We start from the raw sequence: 24,826 nt of genomic DNA on the forward strand, positions 1-24,826 counted from the left end.
GGCTTCCGACGAAGAGTTAATTTCGAACAACAACCGTTCAACAACGGGTTTTGCGTTGAAATTTCGTGCAAGGGCGTCAAATCCAGTCCCGAATAATGGGAATGAGGGGAATATCTGCGGCCGGCATCTTGTAGTCTCGCAAATTTTGTGGGCGCACCCAGCGCAGCGTCTGCCCTTCTTTCGAGCTTGGCACGCCCTCCCATTTCCTGCAGATGAAGAGTGGCATCAAAAGGTGAAAACTCTCATAGCTATGAGATGCAAACGTTAGCGGCGCAAGACAACTCGCCCAAGTGTTGATTCCAAGTTCTTCCTCGAGTTCTCGTATCAGTGCTGCCTCGGGAGTCTCCCCCGGCTCAATCTTGCCACCAGGGAATTCCCAAAGCCCCGCCATTGCCTTTCCTTCTGGCCGTTGGGCGAGCAATACCCGCCCATCCACGTCCACCAATGCAACGGCCGACACCAGAACCGTTTTCATGAGCGGTAATCGGCGTTGATCGAAATGTACCCATGCGTCAGATCGCATGTCCAAACCGTCGCAGAATGACTGCCAAGACCCAAATCAACCCGAATTTTCAAATCCTGATTGTGCATGTACTCCGCCCCGTCGTTTTCACTGTAAGAGGGTGAAACCCATCCCTGTTCCGCAACCAGAATGTCGCCGAACCAGATCGCAAGGAGGTCACGGTCTGCCTTGGCTCCACTTTTGCCGATTGCCATCACGACACGGCCCCAGTTGGGATCTTCTCCGGCGATTGCGGTCTTGACGAGTGGAGAATTGGCGATGGAAAGGGCGTGGGTACGGGCGTCCACTACGGATTCCGCGCCAGACACCTCGACTTCAAGAAACTTTGTAGCCCCTTCGCCATCGCGCACCACTTGATGTGCCAAGTCCAACATCACCTCGAAAAGAGCATCACGAAACGCCCCCGCCGGGGAAGTGATATCCACACCAGATGATCCGGTTGCCGCAAGAAGCAGGGTGTCGGAGGTCGAGGTATCACTGTCCACGGTGATGTTGTTAAACGTCAAGTCGGTCAATTCACTCAGGATTGACTGCAAGAGCGTTTGCTCGACTTTTGCGTCCGTAAATATATACACCAGCATTGTCGCCATATCGGGTGCGATCATCCCGGAACCTTTGGCGATACCCGAGATGTTGACGGTTTTGCCTTCTATCAGAACGGATTGACAGGATCCTTTGGGGAACGTGTCCGTCGTTCGGATACCTTCGGCCGCATCCTGAATTGCAGTTTCGGAAAGATTGTTTTTTAGCTCTTCAAGTTTTGCCGTGATCCGGCCATGCGGCAACGGTTCGCCAATTACACCGGTTGACGACGAAAACACGCGGCCTACCGGAACGCCAAGACAGTTTGCGACACCGCTTGTGACGGCATGAGTCGCGTCGGCGCCGTTGCGTCCGGTAAAGGCGTTGGCATTACCAGCATTGACGATGATCGCCGCACCTTCAGTCGAGTCGCCTCCAATTTTTTCCTGGCAGTCCAACACAGGTGCCGAACGCGTGGAAGATTTGGTAAAGGCCCCTGCAATTGTCGTTCCCGGCGCAAGTCGCACTAGTGTGACATCCTTGCGATCCTGATATTTGATCCCAGCCGCCACCGATGCAAATTCGGCGCCGGCAATAACCGGAAGGTCAGGAAAGCCTGCCGGAGCAAGCGGTGACACATGTGTGATCTTGGCCATGTCTTTCTGTTTCCTTATTCCGAATCCAACAGATCGCCACGCAGAATAACGGACGGATCAAACTGTTCTGCGCCTGACCGATCAACTTCTGCACTCGTGACCAACTGTGCAATATGTGCGTCGACGGCCTCTGTCTGCAGTTTGGCCACCAGCTCTTCGCGCTCGGTCTCCAAAGACGGTGCTTCCTGTTGCCGTTTGTCATTCAGGATGATCAGATGCCAGCCGAACTGTGTTTGAACCGGCAAAGAAATCTCGCCAACGGCCAAGTTTATGACGGCGTCCTCGAAGGGTTTGACCATCTGACCGGCACCGAACCAGCCAAGTGATCCGCCCGACGGCCCCGACGGACCAGTTGATTTTGCCTTGGCGGTTTCTGCGAAGTCCGCTCCAGCCATCAGGCTCTCCCGAATGGCATTTGCCTCTTCTTCAGTTTCGACCAGAATGTGCGAAGCATTATATTCTTCAGCGCCTTGAAAATTGGCGTACTTTGCATCGTAGGCAGCCTGAACCTCGGCGTCGCTAATTTCCAGACCTTTCAAAAACGCAGTCAGGGCGACTCCTGCCAAAAGCGAGCGACGTTCATTTTTCAAGGCGATTTCGACGGCGTCAGGCACTGGTCCTTTCATCGTCTGGGACAAGGCCGCCTGCTGGATCAGTTGATTCAGAATCCCTTCAAAGAGAACGTTCGGGGGCAACTGGCGGTACTGTTCGGGCAAAGAACCGCGAACAGCAATCACTTCTCCCAAAGTGATCTCATGTCCATTGACACTTGCAAGCACTGTTTTGATGTCGGGATCTTCCTGCGCCAGGGACGGGGTTGCGATCAACAAGGCGAAACTCGCCGAGCGCAGGAATTTGAGGTGTTTTGACATCGATTTGTCCTTGGCTTGGGCCGCGCGGGTTGGCGGCGTTGACACTGTTCCTGACGCCCCTTACATCGCTTTGAGGCCGGGGCAAACTGCAAGTTTTCCTGTTTGTAGGAGTACTGCGTAGGCTGAGCAAGCAATTGCCTCGTACATGGATGTCAATGAAGGACAAAGTCATATGCTCGGAATGGGAAAACTTGCCAAGAAGGTGTTCGGCACACCGAACGACCGCAAGATCAAGGCAACCCGGCCGCTCGTCGCCAAGATCAACGCGCTTGAGCCTGATTTCGAGAAACTGACTGACGAGGAGATCAAGTCCAAGACGGTCGAGCTTTCTGAGCGGGCCAAAGGGGGGGAAAGCCTCGACGACTTGTTGCCCGAAGCCTTTGCCAATTGTCGCGAAGCTGCACGCCGGGCGCTTGGCTTGCGCGCCTTTGATGTTCAGCTGATGGGCGGCATCTTTCTGCATCAGGGCAACATTTCCGAGATGAAAACCGGGGAAGGTAAGACCCTCGTGGCGACGTTTCCAGCATACCTCAATGCTCTAATGGGCAAAGGTGTTCACGTGGTCACCGTAAACGATTATCTGGCCCGTCGTGACGCAGAGTGGATGGGCAACGTGTTTGCCGCGCTTGGTATGACGACGGGTGTTGTTTATCCGCAGCAGCCCGAAAAAGAAAAACGCGCGGCATACGCTTGCGATGTGACCTACGCGACCAATAACGAACTCGGCTTTGACTATCTGCGCGACAACATGAAAAGCGACCTGCGCGAGATGGCGCAGCGGGATCACTTTTTTGCCATTGTCGACGAAGTGGACAGTATCCTAATCGACGAAGCACGGACGCCGTTAATCATTTCCGGTCCTGCTCAAGATCGAAGCGAGCTTTATGTCTCGGTGGATAAGCTTATTCCTGACCTGCGGGACGATCACTTTGCTGTGGATGAGAAAACGCGCAACGTGACCTTCACGGACGAGGGCAACGAGTATCTCGAGGAACAGCTCCTTGCCCGCGGGCTGCTTCCCGAAGGTCAAAGCCTGTACGATCCGGAAAGTACGACGATTGTACATCACGTCAACCAGGGTCTGCGGGCACACAAGCTGTTTACCAAGGACAAGGACTATATTGTTCGCGACAACCAGGTAGTTCTGATTGATGAATTTACTGGCCGGATGATGGCGGGACGTCGGCTTTCAGACGGTCTGCACCAAGCCATCGAAGCCAAGGAAGGGTGTGCGATTCAGCCGGAAAACGTCACTCTGGCACAGGTGACGTTCCAGAACTATTTCCGCCTTTATGATAAGCTTGCCGGAATGACTGGGACAGCAGCGACCGAGGCCGAGGAATTTGCGGAAATTTATCGTCTCGGTGTTGTCGAGGTGCCCACGAACCGTCCCGTTGCACGTATCGACGAGGACGATGCCGTCTATCGCACGGCGCGAGAAAAAAACGACGCGATTGTCGAGACCATCAAAGAAGCCAACGCCAAGGGACAACCGATCCTTGTTGGGACGACATCGATCGAGAAATCCGAGTTTCTTTCGGAAATGCTCAACAAGGCCAAGATCAAGCACAACGTCCTGAACGCACGTCAGCATGAGCAGGAAGCACAGATTGTTGCGGATGCGGGTAAACTGGGCGCGGTGACAATTGCCACCAACATGGCAGGACGCGGTACGGACATCAAACTGGGCGGAAATGTCGAGTTCAAGGTTCTGGAAGCTATTGCGGCAGAGCCGGAAGGTGATCACGAAGCCATCCGTGCGCGTATCGAAGAGGCGCACAAGGCGGACGAAGAAGCGGTCAAGGCTGCTGGTGGACTGTTCGTTCTGGCGACTGAGCGCCATGAAAGCCGGAGGATCGACAACCAGCTGCGCGGCCGTTCCGGCCGTCAGGGTGATCCGGGTCGTTCGTCTTTCTTCTTGTCGCTGGAAGATGACCTCATGCGCATCTTCGGTTCAGAGCGCTTGGACAAGGTTCTGTCGACGCTCGGTATGAAGGAAGGTGAAGCAATTGTGCACCCTTGGGTGAACAAGTCGTTGGAGCGGGCGCAGGCCAAGGTCGAAGGACGCAACTTTGACATCCGCAAACAGCTTCTCAAGTTCGATGACGTGATGAACGATCAGCGGAAAGTGATCTTCAGCCAGCGTCGCGAGATCATGGATGCCGAGGACCTGTCGGAAATCGCCCAAGACATGCGGCATGATGTTATTGCTGATCTGGTCGAGCAATACATGCCGCCCAAGACCTATGCGGACCAATGGGACACCGAGGGGCTTTATGCGGCCTGCATTGAAAAACTGAGCCTCGATGTGCCCGTGATCAAATGGGCTGATGAAGAAGGCGTAGACGACGAAGCGATTCGTGAACGTTTGGAAAAGGCCAGCGACGAAGAAATGGCCAAGAAGGCTGTGAGTTTCGGCGCCGAAGCCATGCGCATGGTGGAAAAGCAGGTTTTGCTTCAAACCATCGATACTAAATGGCGCGAACACCTTTTGACGCTTGAGCATTTGCGGTCGGTCGTTGGATTCCGCGGCTATGCACAGCGCGATCCGCTCAACGAGTACAAGAACGAGTCGTTCCAGCTTTTTGAACATATGCTGGACAGCCTGCGGGAAGAGGTGACAACGACCCTGTCCCGAATTCGCCCGATGACCGAGGAAGAGCAACAACAGCTTGCCCAGGAGTTGGCTCAGCAACAGCAGCAACTGCAGCAGGCCGCGACACCGGAGCCGGTGGATTCGCTTCCCGGTGCGCCAGCGGATGGGTTTGACGAAAACGACCCGTCGACGTGGGGAAATCCGGGACGAAACGAGCCTTGTCCCTGTGGTTCTGGGAAAAAGTTCAAGCATTGCCACGGGCGCTTGGCCTAAAAGTTAGAGCCAGAGAATGATCAAAAGGGCGCCTTATGAGCGCCCTTTTTTGTTGCGATCCATGCTGCGTGGGCGGTGATTGGTATGGAGCGCGGAATGTCGCAAATGAAGAATGTGTACCGTAGATATGCCTTGGCCGGAGCGACGTTTTCGATCGCGATTTCCATTGGCTTTCTGATGCAAAGCAGTGAAGCCAGTCAGGCGGCCGTTGCCCCGGTCAGCGCGGTTTCCCCGTCACCCTCTCAAGTCGAAAAAGCAAGCCTCCCTGGTGCTCTGAGCGCGCCTCGGAAGTCCGTTGCGAAGGTTCTCCCCTCACTTCCAAAGGACAGGGCAGCGCCACGGAGCCTTCCCGAGACGCCAACAGTGTTGCTTGTTTCCAGGGACGCTCCCATTGGGTTGCTGCCCGAAGAAGAACCCGCGCCCGCGCTAGGCTGCGAAAGCGAGCTGACTGCAACCGCCAGTGCTGCGGCCATGGTCAATCTTCAGTTGAGTGCTCCTTGCCAGCCCGGTGTACGGGTTACAGTCCACCACGAGGACCTCAAGTTTACCGAGATTACAGGGCCGGATGGCAGCCTACAGATCGCCGTGCCGGCGTTTGCCGTGAATGCGATGTTTGCAGTTACCTTTCCGAATGGCGATGGCGCCGTGGCCTCTGTGCGCGTCGACAGCCTGCCGTTCTATGATCGCGCGGCGATTCAGTGGAAGGGGCAGGGCGCGCTTGAATTACACGCATTCGAGTTCGGCGCGCCGTATGGCGGGGTCGGGCATGTCTGGTCGGGTGCGCCGCGCGACCTGACCGCCGTAAGCGGCGGCTTGGGCGGTTTCCTCGTTCACTTGGGAAATTCAGAGGCCGCTGAACCCTTGATGGCGGAAGTGTATACTTTCCCGACTCTTATCGCGTCACAGGCCGGTTCTGTCGCCCTGAACGTCGAAGCGCAGGTTTCGATGACCAATTGTGGTCGTCGCCTGGCGCTGCAGTCCATCGAAGTGCGTGACGGGCGGGTCACAGACATTCACGATCTGACTCTGGAGTTGCCCGACTGCGATGCCGCAGGCGAATTTCTGGTGTTGAAAAACCTTCTGCAAGACCTGACAATCGCGCAAAACTAATTTTTGCTGATCAGGATCCGACATGTTGAAGTTTCGTGCGGCGGTTATCGCCGCACTTTTCCTTTGTTTCACTGGAGTTCCTGTGCTCGCGCAGGATGTTACGCTGAAATCTCATGACGGCGCGGTGGAAATCACCGGGACGCTTCTGGGGTTTGACGGCGAGTTTTATCGAGTCGACACGGTGTATGGGGAGCTGACTGTGGATGGCACGGGTGTTCAATGCGAGGGGCCGGGCTGCCCTAACTTGATCAACTATGTTGCGGATGTATCGATCTCCGGATCTTCGATCATGGGTGAGATCCTGATGCCTGCTTTGATCGAAGCTTTTGCCATTCGCGAAGGCTACTCGGTTGAACGGACGAGCGAAAGCATCAGTCGGTTTGAATATCACCTGAATGATGCGACCAGCGGACAGAAGGTGGCGCGGTTCCGTTTTCATAGCAGCAATTCCGACGAAGGATTTGCTGACCTGTTGGCGGACGAAGCGGATATCGCGATGTCCCTGCGTGAAATCCGACCACGCGAAGCGCAACTTGGCTACGAGGCCGGGTTGGGGGATATGACCGAAGCAAATCGCAGCCGTGTGCTGGCTCTGGATGGGTTGGTGCCGGTTGTATCCAGTGGGAATCCTGTAAATGCTTTGTCGCTAAACCAAATTGCGCGCATTTTTGCAGGCAAGGTTTCCAACTGGAAAGATCTTGGCGGACCGGATGCACCGATCACACTTCATCTCATCCAACCGCAGTCGGGATTGGCACAGGCTGTCGAGGATCAGTTGATGGCGCGTGCCAAGCTAACCTTGGCTGAAGGCATTTTTCGCCACGACCGGAACCTATCATTGGTCTCGGCTGTTCAGCGTGACCCGTTTTCGATTGGCATAGCCAGCTACGCTGAAACTGGAAATACGAAAAAGCTAACATTGACAGGCGGTTGCGGGCGTACTTTGGCGGCGTCGCGGCGCACGATCAAGACCGAGGATTATCCGCTCAACGCTCCGATGTTTCTGTATTTTCCTGCGCGTAGGCTTCCCAAACTGGCTCGGGATTTTCTCACCTATACACGCAGCCCGTCGGCCCAGATCGTGATTCGGCGCGTCGGGTTCGTGGATCAGACGGCCGAGGAAATCCCGATCAATTTGCAGGGAGATCGTTTTGTGAACGCGATTTCCGTGGCGGGGTCTGAGGTCTCTTTGGAAGAATTGCAAAGGATGACCAAGGTCCTTTCACCGTTGAAACGACTGACCACATCTTTCCGTTTTCAAACCGGTTCAACCCGGCTTGATGCGCAGTCCCGCTCGAACGTTCAGCAGCTCGCACGCGCCTTGGAAGCTGGTCGATATGATGCCCGGCGCCTTGTTTTTGTTGGGTTTTCCGATGGTGAGGGACCGGCAACGGCCAACCGTGAAATCGCCTTGAAACGGGCGACCGCGGTTAAGGAGGCAGTGCTTGCGGCGGCGGAAACGGCCAATCCAGAGCGGTTGAACCTTGACGTGATGGCTTTTGGAGAAGCGATGCCCATGGCGTGTGACGATAGCGCGTGGGGGCGGCAGGTGAATCGGCGGGTGGAGATCTGGGTGCAGTGAGCCTAGAGATAGCCCTCGGACCGGAAGCTGAGTTCCCGAGACTTTCCGATAATCAGGTGGTCATGCAGAGTGATGCCCAACGCCTGTGCGGCGGCGTTGATCTGGTCGGTCATGGTGATGTCGGCTTCAGAAGGTGTGGGATCGCCGGATGGGTGATTGTGCACCAAAATCAACGCACTAGCGTTTAGTTCCAAGGCCCTTTTGGCGACCTCTCTTGGGTAGACCGGGACATGGTTGACTGTGCCTCGTGCCTGTTCTTCGTCCGCGATCAGGGTGTTCTTGGTGTCAAGGAACAGAACCCGGAACTGTTCGGTATCGCGATGTGCCATTGTCGTGTGGCAATAATCCAAAAGCGCGTCCCAACCTGACAGGACATGGCGTTGCATCACGCGGGCGCGGGCAAGCCGATGCGCGGCTGCCTCGACAACCTTGAGTTCCGTGACAACCGCGTCTCCGACCCCTTTCACGTCACGAAGGCGGATAATGGGGGCCGATAAAACACCGTTGAAATCTCCGAATGTTTCCAGAAGCTTATGAGCAAGCGGTTTGACATCCTGACGTGGAATTGCCCGGAAGAGAACAAGCTCGAGAAGCTCATAGTCCGGCATGGCCTGAGCACCGCCGGACAGGAAACGGGCGCGCAACCGCTTGCGGTGATCGGCAATATAGGATGGCAGTTTGCCGGAGGGCAAAGCCTGTGTCGGTGCCTCGTCAACGGGAAACAGAGGCAGAGGCATCTCGGAGAATGAATGCGGATCGGACATGGTCCCAGCGTGTCCCAACATGGTGAACGAAGGGTTAACTTCCAAATGGTTAACGGAGCGGACAGGGGATCGGTATCACGTCGGTATTATGTCGGTATTGCGTCGGTATCGTTTTGCGGCAGAGCAAAATCCTAATACCGCCATTTGCGCTTGTGGGTTTCCAGGTTTGGTGAAAAGCTTTCGCCCAAGGAAGACAAGACCACAGCAATTGGACAGCACAGGATTATTTCATGCGTAGTTTTTTGACCGCCTTTCTGACCGTGGTGGCGTTGGCCGTGCCCGCAGGGGCCCAAACCCTTGAGCGGATCAAGGAAACGAAACAGCTCAACCTTGGATACCGGCTGGACGCGGCGCCGATGTCGTATCAGTTGGAATCGGGCGAACCGGCCGGGTACACGCCGCTGGTCTGTGTCCGGGTCGCTCAGGAAATCGTCAACCATCTGAAGATGGACGACCTGCAGGTGCAATTCGTGCCGGTCGGTGTGCAGGACCGCTTTGAGAAAGTGGCGAACGGAGAGGTCGACCTTCATTGCGGCGCGGCCACAATCACGCTTGAGCGGCGTGCGTTGGTGGATTTTTCGATCCCGACTTTCGTGGATGGCACGGCGTTGATCCTGCCCGTCGCCGCCTCGGAGCAACTTGGGGATTTGGCTGGCAAGAAGCTCGGGGTGCGGCGCGACACGACGACAGAGACGGCATTGGTCAATTCGCTCAAGCTGGCAGGGTTTGAAGCCGAGCTTGTCCGGTTCTCGTCCCATGGCGACGGCATGCAGGCGATGGAAAACGCCGAGATTGACGCCTATTTTGCGGATCAGTCAATCCTGGTGGGGCTTATTGCCAAGAGCGCTAAGGCAAAGGACTTCAAGATGTCGACGGAAATCCTGACCGTCGAAAAACAGGGGTTGGCCATGGCGCGGGGCGATACAGAGTTTCGCCTGATCGTCGATCGGGCGTTGTCCAGCCTTTATGCCAAGGGCGAGATGCAGAAAGTCATGGCCGAAGCGATTCCGAACCTTCAACCGGGGCTTGCGCTTCGGGCGATGTTCCTGCTGGCGCCGATCGTGGAGTGAACAAAAGGCGCACCTTTTACGGGCGCGCCTTCTGCGATGATTGCGATGTTTCTGGAGGGCCTCAGCCCTTCATGGAATCCCAGAAGTTCTTGACCGACTTGAAGAAGCTGCTGCTTTCGGGGTTGTTCTCTTCCGAGAGGTCCTCGAATTCGCGAAGAAGCTCTTTTTGGCGGCTGGTCAGGTTGACCGGCGTTTCGACAGCCAGTTCGATCATCATATCGCCGGTGCCTGCACCACGCAGTGCGGGCATGCCTTTTCCCCGCAGGCGCATCTGGCGGCCGGATTGAGACCCTGCCGGGATTTTGACCCGGCTGCGGCCGCCGTCGATGGTTGGGACCTCGATATCGCCGCCAAGGGCCGCGCTGGCCATGGAGACCGGGACCCGGCAATATAGGTTGGGTCCGTCGCGTTCAAAGATCTTGTGCGGAGCGACCTCGATGAAGATGTAGAGGTCGCCCGAAGGCCCACCACGCATGCCCGCTTCGCCTTCGCCGGCAAGACGAATGCGCGTGCCGGTTTCAACACCGGCGGGGATGTTCACCGACAGGGCGCGGTCTTTTTCGACACGGCCCTGACCGCCGCAGCTTTTGCAGGGGTTCTTGATGATCTGACCCAGACCCGAGCAGGTCGGGCAGGTGCGTTCAACGGTGAAAAAGCCCTGTTGTGCGCGGACCTTGCCCATGCCGGAACAGGTTGGACAGGTGGTCGGCTCTGCGCCGCCTTCTGCGCCGGATCCGTCGCAAGAGTCACATTGCACCGAAGTTGGTACGTTGATCGTCTTCTGGATTCCGGAAAAGGCGTCTTCGAGCGAAACCCGCAAGTTATAGCGCAGGTCGGCACCACGCGCGGCGCGCTGACGACCGCCGCCGCCTCGTCCGCCCATGAAATCGCCGAACAGGTCGTCGAACACATCCGAAAACGCGCTGGCGAAATCGCCCTGACCGGGGTGGCTGCCGCGCGGACCACCGCCCATGCCGCCCTCGAAAGCCTGGTGGCCGAAACGGTCATAGGCAGCTTTTTTCTCGGCGTCCTTGAGGATTTCGTAGGCTTCGTTCGCTTCCTTGAACTGGGCCTCGGCCTCGGGGTTGTCCTTGTTGCGGTCGGGGTGCAGTTCCTTGGCCTTCTTGCGATAGGCCTTTTTGATCTCGTCCGCGGAAGCCCCTTTGCTGACGCCAAGCACCTCGTAGAAGTCACGTTTTGCCATGGGTTACTCCTTTGGCACGGAATGAAAAGGGCCGGTCCGGCAACCGGACCGGCCCCAATTTCAGTTCCGATGATGCGCCATTAGCGCTTGTCGCCGTCCAGATCTTCGAAATCGGCGTCGACGATGTCATCCTCGCCCGGACCTGCGTCCGCGGCGGTGGGCTCGTCACCGGCCTCATCCTGGCTGGCTTTGTAGATGGCTTCGCCAAGCTTCATGGCGGCCTCGGTCACGTTCTGGATGCCCGACTTGATCTTGTCGGCGCTCGCATCGTCTTTCTCGAGGTCGTCTTTCAGCGCGGCAATGGCCAGCTCGATGGCTTCGACGGTGGTCGGGTCGACCTTGTCGGAATGCTCTTCCAGCGACTTTTCGGTCGAGTGGATCAGCGATTCTGCCTGGTTGCGGGCTTCGATCAACTCGCGACGTTCCTTGTCGGCCTCGGCGTTTTCCTCGGCGTCCTTGACCATCTTTTCAATGTCCTCGTCCGAGAGGCCACCCGATGCCTGGATCGTGATTTTCTGTTCCTTGCCCGTGCCCTTGTCGAGCGCGCCCACAGACACGATGCCGTTGGCGTCGATGTCAAAGGTCACTTCGATCTGCGGCATGCCGCGCGGTGCGGGCGGGATGTCTTCGAGGTTGAACTGACCAAGGATCTTGTTGTCCGCGGCCATTTCACGCTCGCCCTGGAACACGCGGATGGTCACGGCATTCTGGTTGTCTTCGGCGGTCGAGAAGATTTGCGATTTCTTGGTCGGGATCGTGGTGTTGCGGTCGATCAGGCGGGTGAAGACACCCCCCAGCGTTTCGATGCCCAGCGACAGCGGGGTTACGTCGAGCAGCACAACGTCTTTCACGTCACCCTGCAGAACACCGGCCTGGATGGCGGCGCCCATGGCAACCACTTCGTCCGGGTTCACGCCTTTGTGGGGCTCTTTGCCGAAGAACTTGGTCACTTCCTCGATGACTTTGGGCATACGGGTCATACCACCAACGAGAACGATCTCGTCGATTTCATTGGCCGACATGCCGGCGTCTTTCAGAGCGGCCTGACAGGGTTTCAGCGAGGCCTTGATCAGGTCACCGACCAGCGATTCCAGCTTGGCGCGGGTCAGTTTGATAACCATGTGCAGCGGCGTGCCCGAGGACGGGTCCATCGAGATGAACGGCTGGTTGATTTCGGTCTGCGACGACGAGGACAGTTCGATTTTGGCTTTCTCGGCAGCTTCTTTCAGACGCTGCAGGGCCATCTTGTCCTTGGTCAGGTCGACGTTGTGCTCTTTCTTGAACTCGCCGGCGAGGTAGTTGACGATGCGCATGTCAAAGTCTTCACCACCGAGGAAAGTATCGCCGTTGGTCGATTTCACTTCGAACAGGCCGTCGTCAATCTCAAGGATGGTCACGTCGAAGGTACCACCGCCAAGGTCATAGACCGCGATGGTGTGGGTGTTTTCCTTGTCCAGACCATAGGCCAGAGCGGCGGCGGTCGGTTCGTTGATGATACGCAGCACTTCGAGGCCGGCGATTTTACCGGCGTCCTTGGTGGCCTGACGCTGAGCATCGTTGAAGTAGGCCGGAACGGTGATGACCGCCTGCGTGACTTCTTCACCAAGATAGCTCTCGGCGGTTTCTTTCATCTTGCCGAGGATGAAGGCCGAGATTTGCGAGGGGCTGTATTTTTCGCCCTTGGCTTCGACCCACGCGTCGCCATTACCGCCATTGATGACGTTGAACGGCATGTTCTTGAGGTCTTTGGACAGGTCTGCGTCGTCGAACCGGCGGCCGATGAGACGCTTGACGCCAAAAACGGTGTTTTCGGGGTTGGTGACGGCCTGGCGCTTCGCCGGCTGGCCTACAAGGCGCTCGTCATCGGTGAAGGCGACGATCGACGGGGTGGTGCGTGCACCTTCCGAGTTTTCGATCACCTTGGGTTGCGAACCATCCATGATGGCAACGCAGGAGTTCGTTGTACCGAGGTCGATACCAATCACTTTGCTCATTTTCGATCCCTTCTCAATTAAGGCGATGTTCCGAGACCTGAACCCGTTATGGCATTCAAGCCCCGATCCCGTTTGCAACCGCCTGTGCAGGCGATTGCGCTTCGCAGGGTATATAGGGAGGTCAAAAAGGCCGTGCAAGCGTCTCAAAGGGGCGTTTACCTGTAATTGGCGCCATTTTTTTCGTTCGATGCCGAAGTGGAACAACAGGTCATGACCACACCGCTTACAATCCGAGGTTTCACGCTCTATCCCGGAGTTCTGGACGGGCGCGCGCAGCGGGATATGGTCGAGGATTTGCGCGCCGTGGCGCGGGCGGCGCCGATGCGGGCCCCGGTGACGCGTTTCGGCAAGCCGATGAGCGTGAAGATGACCAGCGCAGGGCGGGTGGGGTGGATCTCGGACCGTCGCGGCTATCGGTATGAGCCGGAGCAACCGCGCGGGGGACCTTGGCCTGATATCCCCGGACGCATTCTCGAGCTGTGGCATAAGGTGACGGGCTTGGAGCGCGTGCCGGATTGCTGCCTCGTGAATTTCTATGGAGAGGGCGCGCGGATGGGGCTTCATCAGGACAGGGATGAGGGCGATTTTGGGTGGCCTGTCCTGTCCGTGTCACTTGGTGACGACGGGTTGTTCCGGATGGGTGGGCCCGAGCGCAGCGACAGCACCGAATCCGTTTGGCTGAAATCCGGGGACGTCGTGGTGATGGGCGGCGCGGCGCGGTTGTCATTTCATGGCGTGGACCGCATCCGGTTCAAATCGTCCCGCCTGTTGCCGGGTGGTGGGCGGATCAACATCACGCTTCGGGTGGTTGAGCCTTTGACGGAATGAAGCCGTGTCCTAGCGCGGGTCGATCCTGCAGCAGCCGGAATAAAGCGCTGTATCGCCGCCATGCGACAGAAACAGGTCGATTGTGAGGCCGAAGCTTTGATCCGACATGCCGTCTGAGCAGGCTGCGCGCCGGATGATGGCTGTGGAGTCATTAAAGCCAACAGCAAAATGACCCGGCGAGTTGCGTGATGCGGTCAGGAGGCCTGCACCGGGAACGGTGGCTTGGGAGTCGGGGGATGAAAAAACCGCCTCTTGCCCCTGTGTGAGGGAGAGGGACCAGAAGGGTTCCGTGCCAAAGCAACGCAAGGACCGGGCCAGTGCATAGTCCGGGTCGCCCGGTTGCCTTTCCAGAAACCTCAGCGATGCCCAGCCAGAGGTTTCTCCGACGTTCAAGCGGCCCCATGTGCCCGCATCGTTGGTTTCGGTCACTTCGATATTCGTCTCGTCGGGGTGCAGGCTGCCGATGATGGGGGCGCTGCCGCTGGGGGCGGAGCGCACATTGAGCACATCGGCTTGCGCGACACCTGTCACATCGAAGAGGGCGGGCAGGCCCTGTGCCAGGGCCATGGCAGGGAGCAGAAAGAGCAGGAAAGCGAGGCGAATCATCGGCGGGCGCCCATGCTAAGCGAGACATTCCGCCGGGTATAGAATTCGCCCATGAGGCCAACCATCAGGAGCACCACGCCCACGATCAATGGATAGGTGATCGACGAGTTGCGCGGATAATAGTTGATGAAGGTAAAGCCGCGCGCCTGGTCGATGCAGTGAAAAAGCGGGTTCCAGTCAAACATGTTCAACATGAAAGTCGGTAGCGTGTTGGCGACGAACATCTTGCCCGATGCGATCATGTTGGCCCTTTGATAGACGGTGCTCGCGATGCTCACGAATGTGGGAAACCACGGTTTGAGCGCAAGAAAGACCATGCCAATGGCGATACCGGTAAACCACGCGATCAGAAGCATTCCAAAAGCACCGATCGGATCGTCAATCGTGATCGGGGAAATGGCCGCGTGGTAGACGAACAGGATGGCGAACAGAGACAACACCTGAATGTAGAGCGTACCCAGTGCCGCAGACAGGATCGAGATGATCGTGTTCATGGGCGCGTGTTTCATCATCGGGGAACTGGGCCCTTCGGAACCCACAACGGCGCCAAGTGTCTTGGTATGGGTTAGGAACAGGAAGATCCCCGACATCAGGTACAGCAGGAAATCGCCGCGCAGGGCCGCCGATCGCAACCCGAGGACCGTGAACATCACATAAAAGGCGATAACGAATATGAACGCCTGAAGCATGTTGATCAGGATCGACATGACCGCGTTGCCATGCGATTTGCGCACGTTGCGCACAATCGAATGGTAGACGAGTTCGGCAATGTTGACTGCCGATTCAAGCGTCGTTCTGGGAACCGATTGTTGAAACATTGCCTCTGCCGTCCGCGGAATGTCGCAGTTATGTCAGGGAATTCTTGCTGATCCCTTACCATGCCACCATAAGGGGCTGAGAGGCGCAATTCAACAAAAGCCCATCAAGGAGAAGACATTTGAACTACGATGCATTGATTCCGGTGATTCGAAAACTTGCCATCGAGGCGGGCGACAAGATCATGGAAATCTACAACGCCGATGACTTTGACGTGAAGGTCAAGTCTGATGACAGCCCGGTGACTGCCGCCGATGAAGCAGCGGACGCGATCATTGCGGCGGGTCTTCGTGCGGAGTTCCCGGACGTGATGCTGGTAACCGAAGAGCAGGCGGACAGCCACGCGGCGAAGGGCGATACATTCCTGATCGTTGATCCGCTGGACGGCACCAAGGAGTTCATCCACCGCCGCGGCGATTTCACCGTGAACATTGCTTATGTCGAGAATGGCGTGCCGCAACGGGGCGTGGTCTATGCACCTGCCAAGAACCGGATGTTCTTTACCCAGGCGGATGGACAGTCGGTCGAGGAAACCGGATCTTTCGACCCTAACACCGTGGGCGAGGTGGCGCCGATTAAGGTGTCGGACTCCGACAACTCCGCGCTGTTGGTGGTGGCGTCCAAGTCGCACCTGACCGACGAGACCAAGGACTATATCGCCAAGTACCAGGTCGCGGATTTCAAGAGCGCCGGATCGTCGTTGAAATTCTGCCTGGTGGCGACGGGTGAGGCCGACCTTTATCCGCGTGTGGGCCGCACGATGGAGTGGGACACGGCGGCGGGCCATGCCGTTTTGCTGGGTGCCGGTGGGCAGGTGGTGCGGTTTGATGACCACACGCCACTGACCTATGGCAAGGAAGATTTCGCCAACCCCTATTTCATCGCCTATGCGCCGGGAGTGGAGCTCAAGTCTGCCTGATGTCTGCGCTGATCGTCATCCCCGCACGTTATGAATCGAGTCGCTATCCCGGCAAGCCATTGGCCGAGTTGAAGGGCGCGACCGGCGTGTCCAAGAGCCTTGTGCAGCGCAGCTGGGAAGCGGCCTGCGCAGTCAAGGGCGTGGACCGGGTGGTTGTCGCGACGGATGATGATCGGATACGCGATGCGGCGGAAGCCTTTGGAGCAGAGGTCGTGATGACTTCGTCCGAGTGTCAGAACGGCACCGAGCGTTGCGCGGAGGCCTTTGACAACCTCGGGGGCGGGTTTGACATTGTGGTCAACCTACAAGGTGATGCGCCGCTGACACCGGCATGGTTCGTCGAGGATCTGGTCAAGGGCCTGCGGAATGATCCGATGGCCGAGGTCGCCACGCCGGTGCTGCGCTGTGATGGGCGGGCATTGAACGGGTTCCTTGAGGATCGCAAAGCGGGCCGGGTCGGTGGTACGACGGCGGTATTCACCAAGGATCACCACGCGCTTTATTTCTCCAAGGAGGTTGTACCGTTCACGTCGCAAACTTTTGCCGATGAAGACGAAACGCCGGTGTTCCATCACGTTGGTGTCTATGCCTATCGTCCGGCGGCGCTGGGCGCGTATCCGCGGTGGGATGCCGGGCCTCTGGAGCGGCTGGAAGGGTTGGAGCAGTTGCGGTTCATGGAGCATGGGCGGCAGGTCCTGTGTGTCGAGGTCGAAGCGCGGGGGCGGCAGTTCTGGGAACTGAACAATCCCGAAGATGTTCCAAAGATCGAAGCAATGATGGCGGAGATGGGCACGCCATGAACCCCATCCCGGTCAGCGTCGTGGTTGTCAGTCGGGGAAGACCCGACGCGCTCACACGCTGTTTGACCGGGGTGGCTCAACTGGACTATGGGGCTTTCGAAGTGATTGTTGTGGCCGACCCGCAGGGGTTAAGTGCCATGGCTACCTTACCGTTTGCAGCGCAGATCAAGGCCGTTCCGTTCGACGAAGCCAACATCTCAAAATCGCGAAATCTCGGGATTGCGCAGGCTGCGGGCGAGGTCGTGGCCTTTGTCGATGACGATGCCGTGCCCGAAACCGGGTGGCTGTTCCACCTTGTTGCACCCTTTGCCGAGGAAGAGGTTGCGGCAGCGGGGGGATTCGTGCGGGGACGCAACGGTATTTCCATGCAGTGGCGGGCGCAAAGCGTGGATCATGCCGGGCGCACCCTACCTCTAGCAGTGGATTCAACCCGGCCCGTGGTACTGCATTCTGTACCGGGACGAGCGGTCAAGACCGAAGGCACGAACATGGCGGTTCGGCGGAGTATTCTGGCAGAGATGGGCGGATTTGATCCGGCATTCCGCTATTTTCTTGATGAAACGGACTTGAACTGGCGTTTGGCCAAGGGTGGTTTTGCCACGGGGATCGTACCGCTGGCCGAAGTGCATCATGGCTTTCTTGCCAATGCGCAGCGTACCGGCGCACGCGTGCCCCGTGATCTGAGCGAAATCGGGGCGAGCGTGGCCGTTTTTCTGGCCAAGCACTGCCCGGCGGAAGATCATACAACGGCCTGGAAAGCCTTCAGGGCCGGGCAGCGCCAGCGGCTTTTGCGCCATATGGTACGCGGTGATGCAATGCCCGGTGATGTGGGGCGGCTGATGCGCGGGTTGGACAAGGGGTATCTTGAGGGGCAAACGCGCGAGTCAGGGGCCTTGGCACCAATCCCGCGTGCGCCGGATGGATTTCGCGCGTTTCGCCGCGAAAAGGCGGGTGGCGTGGTTTTAGCGGGTCGGGCGTGGCGGCGGCGCGGGTTGCGACGGCAGGCGGAACGCTTGGTTGCGCAGGGCAAGGTGCCCTCGCTTTTCCTGTTCAGTCCGACGACGCTTTATCATCGTGTCCGTTATGATCCAGCGGGATATTGGGAACAATCGGGTGGTCTTTTTGGGCGTTCGGAACGCACGCAACGCCTGTTTCGGTTGACGCGGTTTTCAAAACGGTTGTCACGTGAAATACAGCGCGTTGCACCGCAACGGTTGCTGGAAAACAATGGCGGCAGCGCCGCAGAATAGGAACGAGTGGATGGTACAGCGCACTGCATTGGTCACAGGCTCCGCCGGGTTCATCGGCTTTCATACTGCGAAACGCTTGTTGGACGCAGGCTGGCGGGTCATTGGACTGGATGCGATGACCGATTACTACGACGTCACCCTGAAAGAACGGCGACATGCGATGCTGATGCAGAATGCCGGGTTTCAGGCGGTTGTCGCGCGGCTGGAAGATTCTGACCTTTTGAGGGGGTTGTTCGAGGAGCATCGGCCAGACGTCGTGATCCACCTCGCTGCGCAAGCAGGGGTGCGGTATTCGATTGATGAACCGGGTTCCTATGTCGAAGCGAACCTGATCGGCACGTTCAAACTTTTGGAAGCGGCGCGCGCCTTTCCGCCGCAGCATATGCTCTTGGCCTCCACCAGTTCGGTTTACGGCGCAAATACAGACATGCCGTATGCGGAAACGGACAAGGCGGACACGCAGATGTCGTTTTACGCGGCGACTAAGAAAGCCAACGAGGCGATGGCGCACTCGTATGCCCACCTGTACGGGTTGCCGACCACGATGTTTCGGTTCTTTACGGTTTACGGACCGTGGGGACGGCCCGACATGGCGCTGTTCAAGTTTACCAAGGCCATTCTCGAAGGACAGCCGATCGACATCTACAATCACGGCGACATGAGCCGGGATTTCACGTTCATTGACGACCTTGTGTCAGGTATTGTCGCGCTGGTCGATGCGGTGCCGCCCGCGTCCGAGGAGCGCGGTGAAGGTGTCGAAGGCGACAGCCTGAGTGCCGTTGCGCCATGGCGGGTGGTAAATATCGGCAATGGCCAGCCGGTTCAGTTAATGACGTTCGTCGAAGCGATTGAAGCGGCCATCGGCAGCACAGCCCAAAAGAATTACATGCCGATGCAGCCCGGCGACGTTCCGGCCACCTGGGCTTCGGCGGACTTGCTGCAGGCACTTACAGGCGTGCGCCCCCGGACACCTGTTGATCAGGGTGTGCGCGCTTTTGTCGACTGGTATCGCGACTATTACAACGTTTGAAGTCAGCTTTCGCCGACGACCGTGAGCACCGCAGGGTCGGAGTCTGGCGATTCCACCCATTTGCGCATGGTGGCGCGCAAAAGATCTCCGTCGCGTGTCTCGATAGCACGGCGCAAATCCTGCAACGCATTCGCCATCTCGAGTTCGGACCAGTAATGTTCTTGCGCGCGCAGGATCTTCGGGTGAGGCGTCGTGAGCATGTCTGTCCCGATCAGAAGCTCTTCATGCATCTTTTCGCCTGGCTTGAGACCGATGAAGGCGATCGAAATATCGCCGTTGGGATCGTTTTCGTCGCGGACGGAAAAGCCAGCGGTTTCGATCATTTTCCGCGCAACGCTCAGGATAGAGACGGGTTTTCCCATATCCAAAACAAACACGTCACCACCGCGCGAGAAGCTACCCGCAAGAAGAACCAGACGGACCGCTTCGGACAAGGTCATGAAGTACCGTGTCACCTCGGGGTGGGTTACCGTTACAGGTCCGCCTTCGCGAATTTGCTCGTCAAACAGGGGAATGACCGAACCTGACGACCCCAGTACATTGCCAAAACGCACCATCGACAGTTTCGTTTCGTTGCTGCGGGTCGAGAGATCCTGGACAACCAGTTCAGCCATGCGCTTGGTGGATCCCATCATGGATGTCGGGCGGACGGCCTTGTCGGTAGAGACAAGGATAAAGCGGTTCACGCCTGCGCGGATCGATTCCTCTGCAACTATTCGGGTTCCCAGCACGTTGTTGCGAGCCCCTTCAAAGCTGTTGGACTCGACGATATTGACATGTTTGTAGGCGGCGGCGTGAAATACGACGTCGACCTCATGGTTGTGAAGGGTCTCGCGCACAAGCTCAGGCTGAGTCACCGAGCCAAGCACCGGGACTATGCGCGTGGTTGAGGCAGTTTCCTTGAGCTGCTGTGCGATCTTGTAGAGCGCGTACTCGCTGTGTTCGAACAACACGAGCGTTGTTGGTTTGCAGTTCAGAAGCTGCCGGCATAGCTCGGAGCCGATGGAACCTCCGGCCCCGGTGACAAGAATGCGACGATCTTCGTACGCACTGCTTGCCGCTGGCAGGTCCGTTTCCAGCGCGTCACGGCCGAGCAAGCTGTTAAGCTGTACAGGCGCCGCGCGGGTCGCTTCTTCTCCGCGCAAAACCATGTCGGCGAAGGAGGGAAGAGCAAGGACTTCACAGTCTAGGCTGCTCAGTTTCTTGGCCAACTGTACGCGGACCGTCTGGTCCGCAGAAGGCATGGCGAGAATGATCCGGTCAACGCCAATGCGTTTCACGAGCATCGGGATGTTCTTGGGCGAATGCACCCTCAGGCCAGCCACGGTGAGTTTGTGAAGCGTGGCGTTGTCATCCACGAAACAAGCAGCTTCAAATTCGTGGTCTGTTTGGAGTGCCGTCGCGAGTTGCTGGCCGGTTTGGCCCGCTCCATAAATCAGCACCCGCTTGCGAGTCTGGCGGCTTGAGTAAATCCGCAGGACGATCTTGCGCAATAGAATGCGTCCGCAAATCGACAGGACGGAAAACAGCAGCCCAAATGTTATCAAAGATGCCGCGCTGACAGGTGCATCCGTCTTGAAGATCATGTTGGTGCCAATTCCAACCGAGCACAGCAGACCAGCAAGAGACATCGTATTGATGATGTCGTTCATTCCGTAAGTGTTGAGCTTGATCAGGTGCAGTCCAAAAAAGTGGATTACAGCTGCAGTCAGCGGAATGAACAGCAACAGGTACCAAGCAGAGGACCAAAACTGATCAATGGAAAAATGGCCATTATAGAGCAGGCTTTGCGATATGAAGAAGGAAGCAACGACCCAGAAAAGGTCCATTCCCATCAATATGTAGCCCTTCTGAGCGCGGCTCATCGAAGTGACAAGTTGATAAAACATCTTTCGGGTTCCCGGCCGGTAGTCTGCCAGCTTAAAATTGGTTTGCCTGCGTGTCGTCGCATCAATAACGTGAACAGGCACATTCGGGTGCCTCCGGGCACCATATCACTCATTGAAAACTAAGCCCAGAAGAACATTGAGCAATCGTGAAGGTTCAAAACCCGCTGGCGGATTGCCGCCGGAGCACTCCGTGGCGGCGTTGTTTCCAGGCATTGTTTTTGCATCGTCGAGCGCGTGACTCTATTTGCACGGTTAGAAAATTCTCGCCGACTAGTCGGAACAATAGGTTGTTTGATGTCTGATTTTGGCGCTAGAAGGGGCCAAGAATATGTGAAGGCAGGTATAATGCGGCGTATTACGTGTGGAATTCTGGCATTGGTGGCGTGTCTGCTGCTGGTTTCCTGCTCGTTGCCGCGCGGTGCCGCGACCAAAGGGGAAGTTGTCGGCGAAAACGCGATTCCCGACGACGTAACCATGGTGGAAGTGACGCGCACGTCCGTTGTCGAGGTGGCTAAATGGCCCAGCGCGGGCTGGCATGGCCACTATCATTGGTTCTCCCGCGTAAATGGCCCCGGATCCAAGATTATCAAACCGGGAGACCGGGTGATCCTGACAATCTGGGACAACCAGGACAATTCCCTGCTGCTGGGACCCGGACAACGTAGTGTTCAGGTTCGCCCCGTCGAGGTATCTTCTTCCGGCGCCATTTTCGTTCCTTACGTGGATGAGGTTTTCGTGGGTGGCCTCACTCCGGAGCAGGCGCGCGAACAGGTTCAAAACCAGATGAGCGCAATTGCGCCATCCGCGCAGGTTCAGCTCGAAGTGCAATCCGGCACCCGCAATTCGATTGACATGGTGTCCGGGGTGAAAAAGCCGGGACAAGTCGAGCTGACGGGGCGCAATGACTCAATCCTATGGGCGCTTGCCCAGGGAGGCGGTATCGACCCCGTTATTCAGAATCCGATCGTGCGTATCATGCGTGATGGGCAGAGCTATGAAATTCCTGCGGACGAACTCCTAAAGGACCCGAAGAAAAACGTGATCGTGCGCGGTGGCGACCAGGTGATTGTTTCGGAGAATGACCGTTTCTTCGTGGCTCTGGGCGCCTCTGAAACTGAAAAGTTGGTCTACTTTGATCGTGAGAACATCTCTGTCGTCGAAGCAATGTCTTCGCTCGGTGGGCTTCAGGACCTGCGGGCCAATCCCCAAGGGGTTCTGTTGCTCAGGGAATACCCAAAGTCGGCAATCAAGCCAAATGGGTTTGGTCCGGAGACGCAGTATGTTGTCTTTTCTTTCAACATGACAACGGCAGACGGTCTGTTCGGGGCGAAGAAGTTCATGATGCAACCCGGAGATGTTGTTATGGCGACCGAGTCGGCGCTCAAACCGGCGCAGGCGGTGATTGCGCTGTTGGGTTCGCTGTTTGCGATCAACAATATCATAAACTGATCCAGTTATCTTGATGACTGATCGGTTTTGATGAGATGACGGCATGTCACGCCGGAAGGATCGAAAAGTGCACAACGACGGAGCAAACATTTTGAATGTGCCTGCGTTGTATCAAATGTGCAATTTGAGTAGGTTCGTCGCCAGTTTGGGTTAACAAATAATATGTACAGCATTACGAGGATGAGCAGCCGATGAGGAACAAAGTTACAAAGGCAATCTTTCCTGTCGCAGGGCTTGGAACGAGGTTCCTGCCCGCCACGAAATCGGTTCCCAAAGAGATCATGACGCTGGTTGACCGTCCGCTGATTCAATACGCTATCGATGAAGCACGAGAAGCGGGGATCAAGGAATTCATCTTTGTCACGTCGCGTGGCAAGGGGGCGCTGGAGGATTATTTTGACCACGCGCCGCAGCTTGAACAGGAGCTTCGCAAAAAGGGCAAGAATGAGCTTCTGGAGCTTCTGAAAAAGACCAACATGGACAGCGGGGCGATCGCCTATATCCGCCAGCACAAGGCACTTGGACTGGGCCACGCCGTCTGGTGTGCGCACCGATTGATCGCCAACGAACCCTTTGCCGTCATTCTGCCGGACGACGTAATCGCAGGTGAGCCTGGCTGTCTCAAGCAGATGGTGGATGCTCATGCAGAAACCGGTGGGAGCATGGTGGCAGCGATGGAAGTCACACCAGAGCAGGCGTCATCCTATGGCGTGCTGGATATCAAAGAGGAAAACGGCCCCCTGGTGACCGTCGGCGGGATGGTCGAGAAGCCCGCGGCAGAGAAGGCTCCTTCGAACCTCGCCGTGATCGGTCGCTACATTCTTTCTCCGACGGTCCTGAGAAACCTGAGCAAACAGAAAAGTGGCGCCGGAGGTGAGATCCAGCTCACAGATGCGATCGCCGCCGAGATTAGCCAGGGGCGCGGCGTGTTTGGGTATCGTTTCGCCGGGCAGCGCCATGATTGTGGATCGAAAGCCGGTTTTCTTCAGGCGACTGTGGCCTTTGGTCTGGCGCGAGATGATCTGAGGGACGAGTTGGCGGCCTATCTTGAAGAGATGATCGCAATGCGCAAGGCAGCTCAATAATCTGAAGAGGAAATGACATGGCCGACCATGTGCTCGTAACCGGCGGTGCCGGATACATTGGTTCGCACGCCTGCAAGGCGTTGCGTCAGGCGGGCTATGTTCCCGTCACCTACGACAATCTGTGCACCGGTTGGGAAGACGCCGTGAAGTTCGGCCCGTTCGAAAGGGGGGATCTTCTGGACCGGGCGCGCTTGGATGCGGTGTTTGCCAAGTACCAGCCGGTTGCGGTGATGCACTTTGCCGCGCTCAGCCAGGTTGGCGAGAGCATGAAGGAGCCGGGCAAATACTGGCTCAACAATGTGGGCGGTTCGCTGAGTTTGATCGAGGCGACGGTTGCTGCGGGGTGCCGAAACTTCGTGTTCTCCTCAACCTGTGCAACTTATGGCGAGCATGACAATGTGTTGCTGGATGAAAGTGTCGAGCAGCACCCGATCAATGCCTATGGATCGTCCAAGCGCGCCATTGAAGACATGCTCAAGGATTTCGAGAGTGCTTTTGGGCTGCGTCATGTGATTTTTCGCTATTTCAACGTAGCGGGGGGCGACCCGGAGGCGGAAGTGGGCGAGTTTCACCGCCCTGAGACCCATCTTATTCCCCTGATGCTGGACGCGATTGATGGCAAGCGGGAAGCGCTGACGATTTTTGGCACGGATTACGATACGCCGGATGGCACATGTATCCGGGATTACGTGCATGTTTGTGATTTGGTGGATGCGCATGTTCTGGGCCTGAAGTGGCTGGAGGATGACAAGGGCAGCCGTGTCTTCAACCTTGGCACCGGATCCGGGTTCTCGGTGCGCGAAGTGATCGATCATTCCCGCGCCGTGACCAACCGGGACGTGCCGTATGAAGAGGGACCGCGCCGCCCCGGCGACTGTACCAAGCTGGTTTCCGGCTCGACACGTGCGGGGAAAGAGCTAGGTTGGACCCCGAAACGTTCCACATTGGACATCATGATCGCAGATGCCTGGAGATGGCACCAAAACGG

General features: G+C 57.2%; 21 protein-coding genes. 12 read left to right on the top strand and 9 right to left on the bottom strand.

All coding sequences use genetic code 11. The features are described 5' to 3' along the window. Positions 1–76: 76 nt before the first annotated feature. From mutT to BMZ35_RS07620, 3 genes are read right to left on the bottom strand one after another with little or no spacing between them, the layout of a single operon-like run. On the bottom strand, positions 77–475 hold the full coding sequence (mutT, locus tag BMZ35_RS07610) for an 8-oxo-dGTP diphosphatase MutT (protein WP_093092360.1): 399 nt from the start codon (positions 473–475) through the stop codon (positions 77–79). After that, positions 472–1,701 (bottom strand): bifunctional glutamate N-acetyltransferase/amino-acid acetyltransferase ArgJ, encoded by a 1,230-nt coding sequence (argJ, locus tag BMZ35_RS07615; protein ID WP_093092362.1) that lies wholly within the window; start codon positions 1,699–1,701, stop codon positions 472–474. Before argJ ends, mutT begins: the two co-directional genes overlap by 4 nt. A gap of 14 nt (positions 1,702–1,715) precedes the next feature. Then, entirely contained in the window at positions 1,716–2,573 is an 858-nt protein-coding gene (locus BMZ35_RS07620; RefSeq protein ID WP_093092678.1) for a peptidylprolyl isomerase, read from the bottom strand. A 172-nt stretch (positions 2,574–2,745) separates the two neighbouring features. Here BMZ35_RS07620 and secA point away from each other — a divergent pair, with 172 nt between their 5' ends. The 3 genes from secA (at position 2,746) to BMZ35_RS07635 (ending at position 8,134) form a co-directional block, all read left to right on the top strand. Continuing rightward, positions 2,746–5,442, top strand: coding sequence for a preprotein translocase subunit SecA (gene secA, locus BMZ35_RS07625; protein ID WP_093092680.1), 2,697 nt, complete (start codon positions 2,746–2,748; stop codon positions 5,440–5,442). Between the two features lie 84 nt (positions 5,443–5,526). After that, positions 5,527–6,552, top strand: a complete 1,026-nt coding sequence (locus BMZ35_RS07630) for a hypothetical protein (protein ID WP_131814342.1) — start codon at positions 5,527–5,529, stop codon at positions 6,550–6,552. 22 nt (positions 6,553–6,574) lie between these two features. Further along, entirely contained in the window at positions 6,575–8,134 is a 1,560-nt protein-coding gene (locus tag BMZ35_RS07635; protein ID WP_093092366.1) for a phosphate ABC transporter substrate-binding/OmpA family protein, read from the top strand. Between the two features lie 2 nt (positions 8,135–8,136). On the opposite strand, the gene radC is transcribed toward BMZ35_RS07635, so the two are convergent. Continuing rightward, positions 8,137–8,898, bottom strand: a complete 762-nt coding sequence (gene radC / locus BMZ35_RS07640; protein WP_093092368.1) for a RadC family protein — start codon at positions 8,896–8,898, stop codon at positions 8,137–8,139. A 230-nt stretch (positions 8,899–9,128) separates the two neighbouring features. Between radC and BMZ35_RS07645 the strand changes: the two genes are divergently transcribed. After that, the gene (locus tag BMZ35_RS07645; protein ID WP_093092370.1) at positions 9,129–9,968 is read left to right on the top strand and encodes an amino acid ABC transporter substrate-binding protein; all 840 of its coding nucleotides are present in this window, start codon (positions 9,129–9,131) and stop codon (positions 9,966–9,968) included. A 61-nt stretch (positions 9,969–10,029) separates the two neighbouring features. Here BMZ35_RS07645 and dnaJ read toward each other — a convergent pair whose 3' ends face one another. Both dnaJ and dnaK read right to left on the bottom strand, forming a co-directional pair. Next, the gene (gene dnaJ, locus BMZ35_RS07650) at positions 10,030–11,172 is read right to left on the bottom strand and encodes a molecular chaperone DnaJ (RefSeq protein ID WP_093092372.1); all 1,143 of its coding nucleotides are present in this window, start codon (positions 11,170–11,172) and stop codon (positions 10,030–10,032) included. An 80-nt stretch (positions 11,173–11,252) separates the two neighbouring features. Continuing rightward, positions 11,253–13,166 (bottom strand): molecular chaperone DnaK, encoded by a 1,914-nt coding sequence (gene dnaK / locus BMZ35_RS07655; protein ID WP_093092374.1) that lies wholly within the window; start codon positions 13,164–13,166, stop codon positions 11,253–11,255. Between the two features lie 210 nt (positions 13,167–13,376). On the opposite strand from dnaK, the gene BMZ35_RS07660 reads away from it, so the two are divergent. After that, positions 13,377–13,994 carry an alpha-ketoglutarate-dependent dioxygenase AlkB family protein gene (locus tag BMZ35_RS07660; protein WP_093092682.1) on the top strand — a complete coding sequence of 206 codons (618 nt, stop codon included), beginning with the start codon at positions 13,377–13,379 and terminating at the stop codon, positions 13,992–13,994. Between the two features lie 9 nt (positions 13,995–14,003). On the opposite strand, the gene BMZ35_RS07665 is transcribed toward BMZ35_RS07660, so the two are convergent. Together BMZ35_RS07665 and BMZ35_RS07670 are read right to left on the bottom strand one after the other, a co-directional pair. Next, the gene (locus tag BMZ35_RS07665) at positions 14,004–14,600 is read right to left on the bottom strand and encodes an SH3 domain-containing protein (RefSeq protein ID WP_093092376.1); all 597 of its coding nucleotides are present in this window, start codon (positions 14,598–14,600) and stop codon (positions 14,004–14,006) included. Beyond that, positions 14,597–15,418, bottom strand: a complete 822-nt coding sequence (locus BMZ35_RS07670) for an ABC transporter permease (RefSeq protein WP_093092378.1) — start codon at positions 15,416–15,418, stop codon at positions 14,597–14,599. The genes BMZ35_RS07665 and BMZ35_RS07670 overlap by 4 nt, the downstream gene beginning before the upstream one ends. A gap of 119 nt (positions 15,419–15,537) precedes the next feature. Here BMZ35_RS07670 and cysQ point away from each other — a divergent pair, with 119 nt between their 5' ends. Genes cysQ through BMZ35_RS07690 form a run of 4 tightly spaced genes read left to right on the top strand, consistent with a single transcriptional unit; the run spans position 15,538 to position 19,415 of the window. Beyond that, complete coding sequence (gene cysQ, locus BMZ35_RS07675; RefSeq protein WP_093092380.1) at positions 15,538–16,335, top strand: 3'(2'),5'-bisphosphate nucleotidase CysQ; 798 nt, start codon at positions 15,538–15,540, stop codon at positions 16,333–16,335. Further along, complete coding sequence (locus BMZ35_RS07680) at positions 16,335–17,135, top strand: 3-deoxy-manno-octulosonate cytidylyltransferase (RefSeq protein ID WP_093092382.1); 801 nt, start codon at positions 16,335–16,337, stop codon at positions 17,133–17,135. The genes cysQ and BMZ35_RS07680 overlap by 1 nt, the downstream gene beginning before the upstream one ends. After that, positions 17,132–18,385 (top strand): glycosyltransferase family 2 protein, encoded by a 1,254-nt coding sequence (locus tag BMZ35_RS07685; RefSeq protein WP_093092384.1) that lies wholly within the window; start codon positions 17,132–17,134, stop codon positions 18,383–18,385. The genes BMZ35_RS07680 and BMZ35_RS07685 overlap by 4 nt, the downstream gene beginning before the upstream one ends. A 10-nt stretch (positions 18,386–18,395) precedes the next feature. Beyond that, the gene (locus BMZ35_RS07690; RefSeq protein WP_093092386.1) at positions 18,396–19,415 is read left to right on the top strand and encodes an NAD-dependent epimerase; all 1,020 of its coding nucleotides are present in this window, start codon (positions 18,396–18,398) and stop codon (positions 19,413–19,415) included. A gap of 2 nt (positions 19,416–19,417) precedes the next feature. Here the strand turns inward: BMZ35_RS07690 and BMZ35_RS07695 are convergent, their stop codons facing one another. Beyond that, positions 19,418–21,304, bottom strand: coding sequence for a polysaccharide biosynthesis protein (locus tag BMZ35_RS07695; protein ID WP_093092388.1), 1,887 nt, complete (start codon positions 21,302–21,304; stop codon positions 19,418–19,420). 294 nt (positions 21,305–21,598) lie between these two features. Here BMZ35_RS07695 and BMZ35_RS07700 point away from each other — a divergent pair, with 294 nt between their 5' ends. The 3 genes from BMZ35_RS07700 to galE all read left to right on the top strand — a co-directional run. Next, positions 21,599–22,753 (top strand): polysaccharide biosynthesis/export family protein, encoded by a 1,155-nt coding sequence (locus BMZ35_RS07700; RefSeq protein ID WP_093092390.1) that lies wholly within the window; start codon positions 21,599–21,601, stop codon positions 22,751–22,753. A 191-nt stretch (positions 22,754–22,944) separates the two neighbouring features. Next, positions 22,945–23,838, top strand: a complete 894-nt coding sequence (locus BMZ35_RS07705; RefSeq protein ID WP_093092392.1) for a UTP--glucose-1-phosphate uridylyltransferase — start codon at positions 22,945–22,947, stop codon at positions 23,836–23,838. 17 nt (positions 23,839–23,855) lie between these two features. Then, a partial coding sequence (gene galE / locus BMZ35_RS07710) for a UDP-glucose 4-epimerase GalE (protein ID WP_093092394.1) occupies positions 23,856–24,826 on the top strand: 971 nt, incomplete at its 3' end.

It is taken from the genome of Shimia aestuarii (genome assembly GCF_900114635.1).
Taxonomy (GTDB): Bacteria; Pseudomonadota; Alphaproteobacteria; order Rhodobacterales; family Rhodobacteraceae; genus Shimia; species Shimia aestuarii.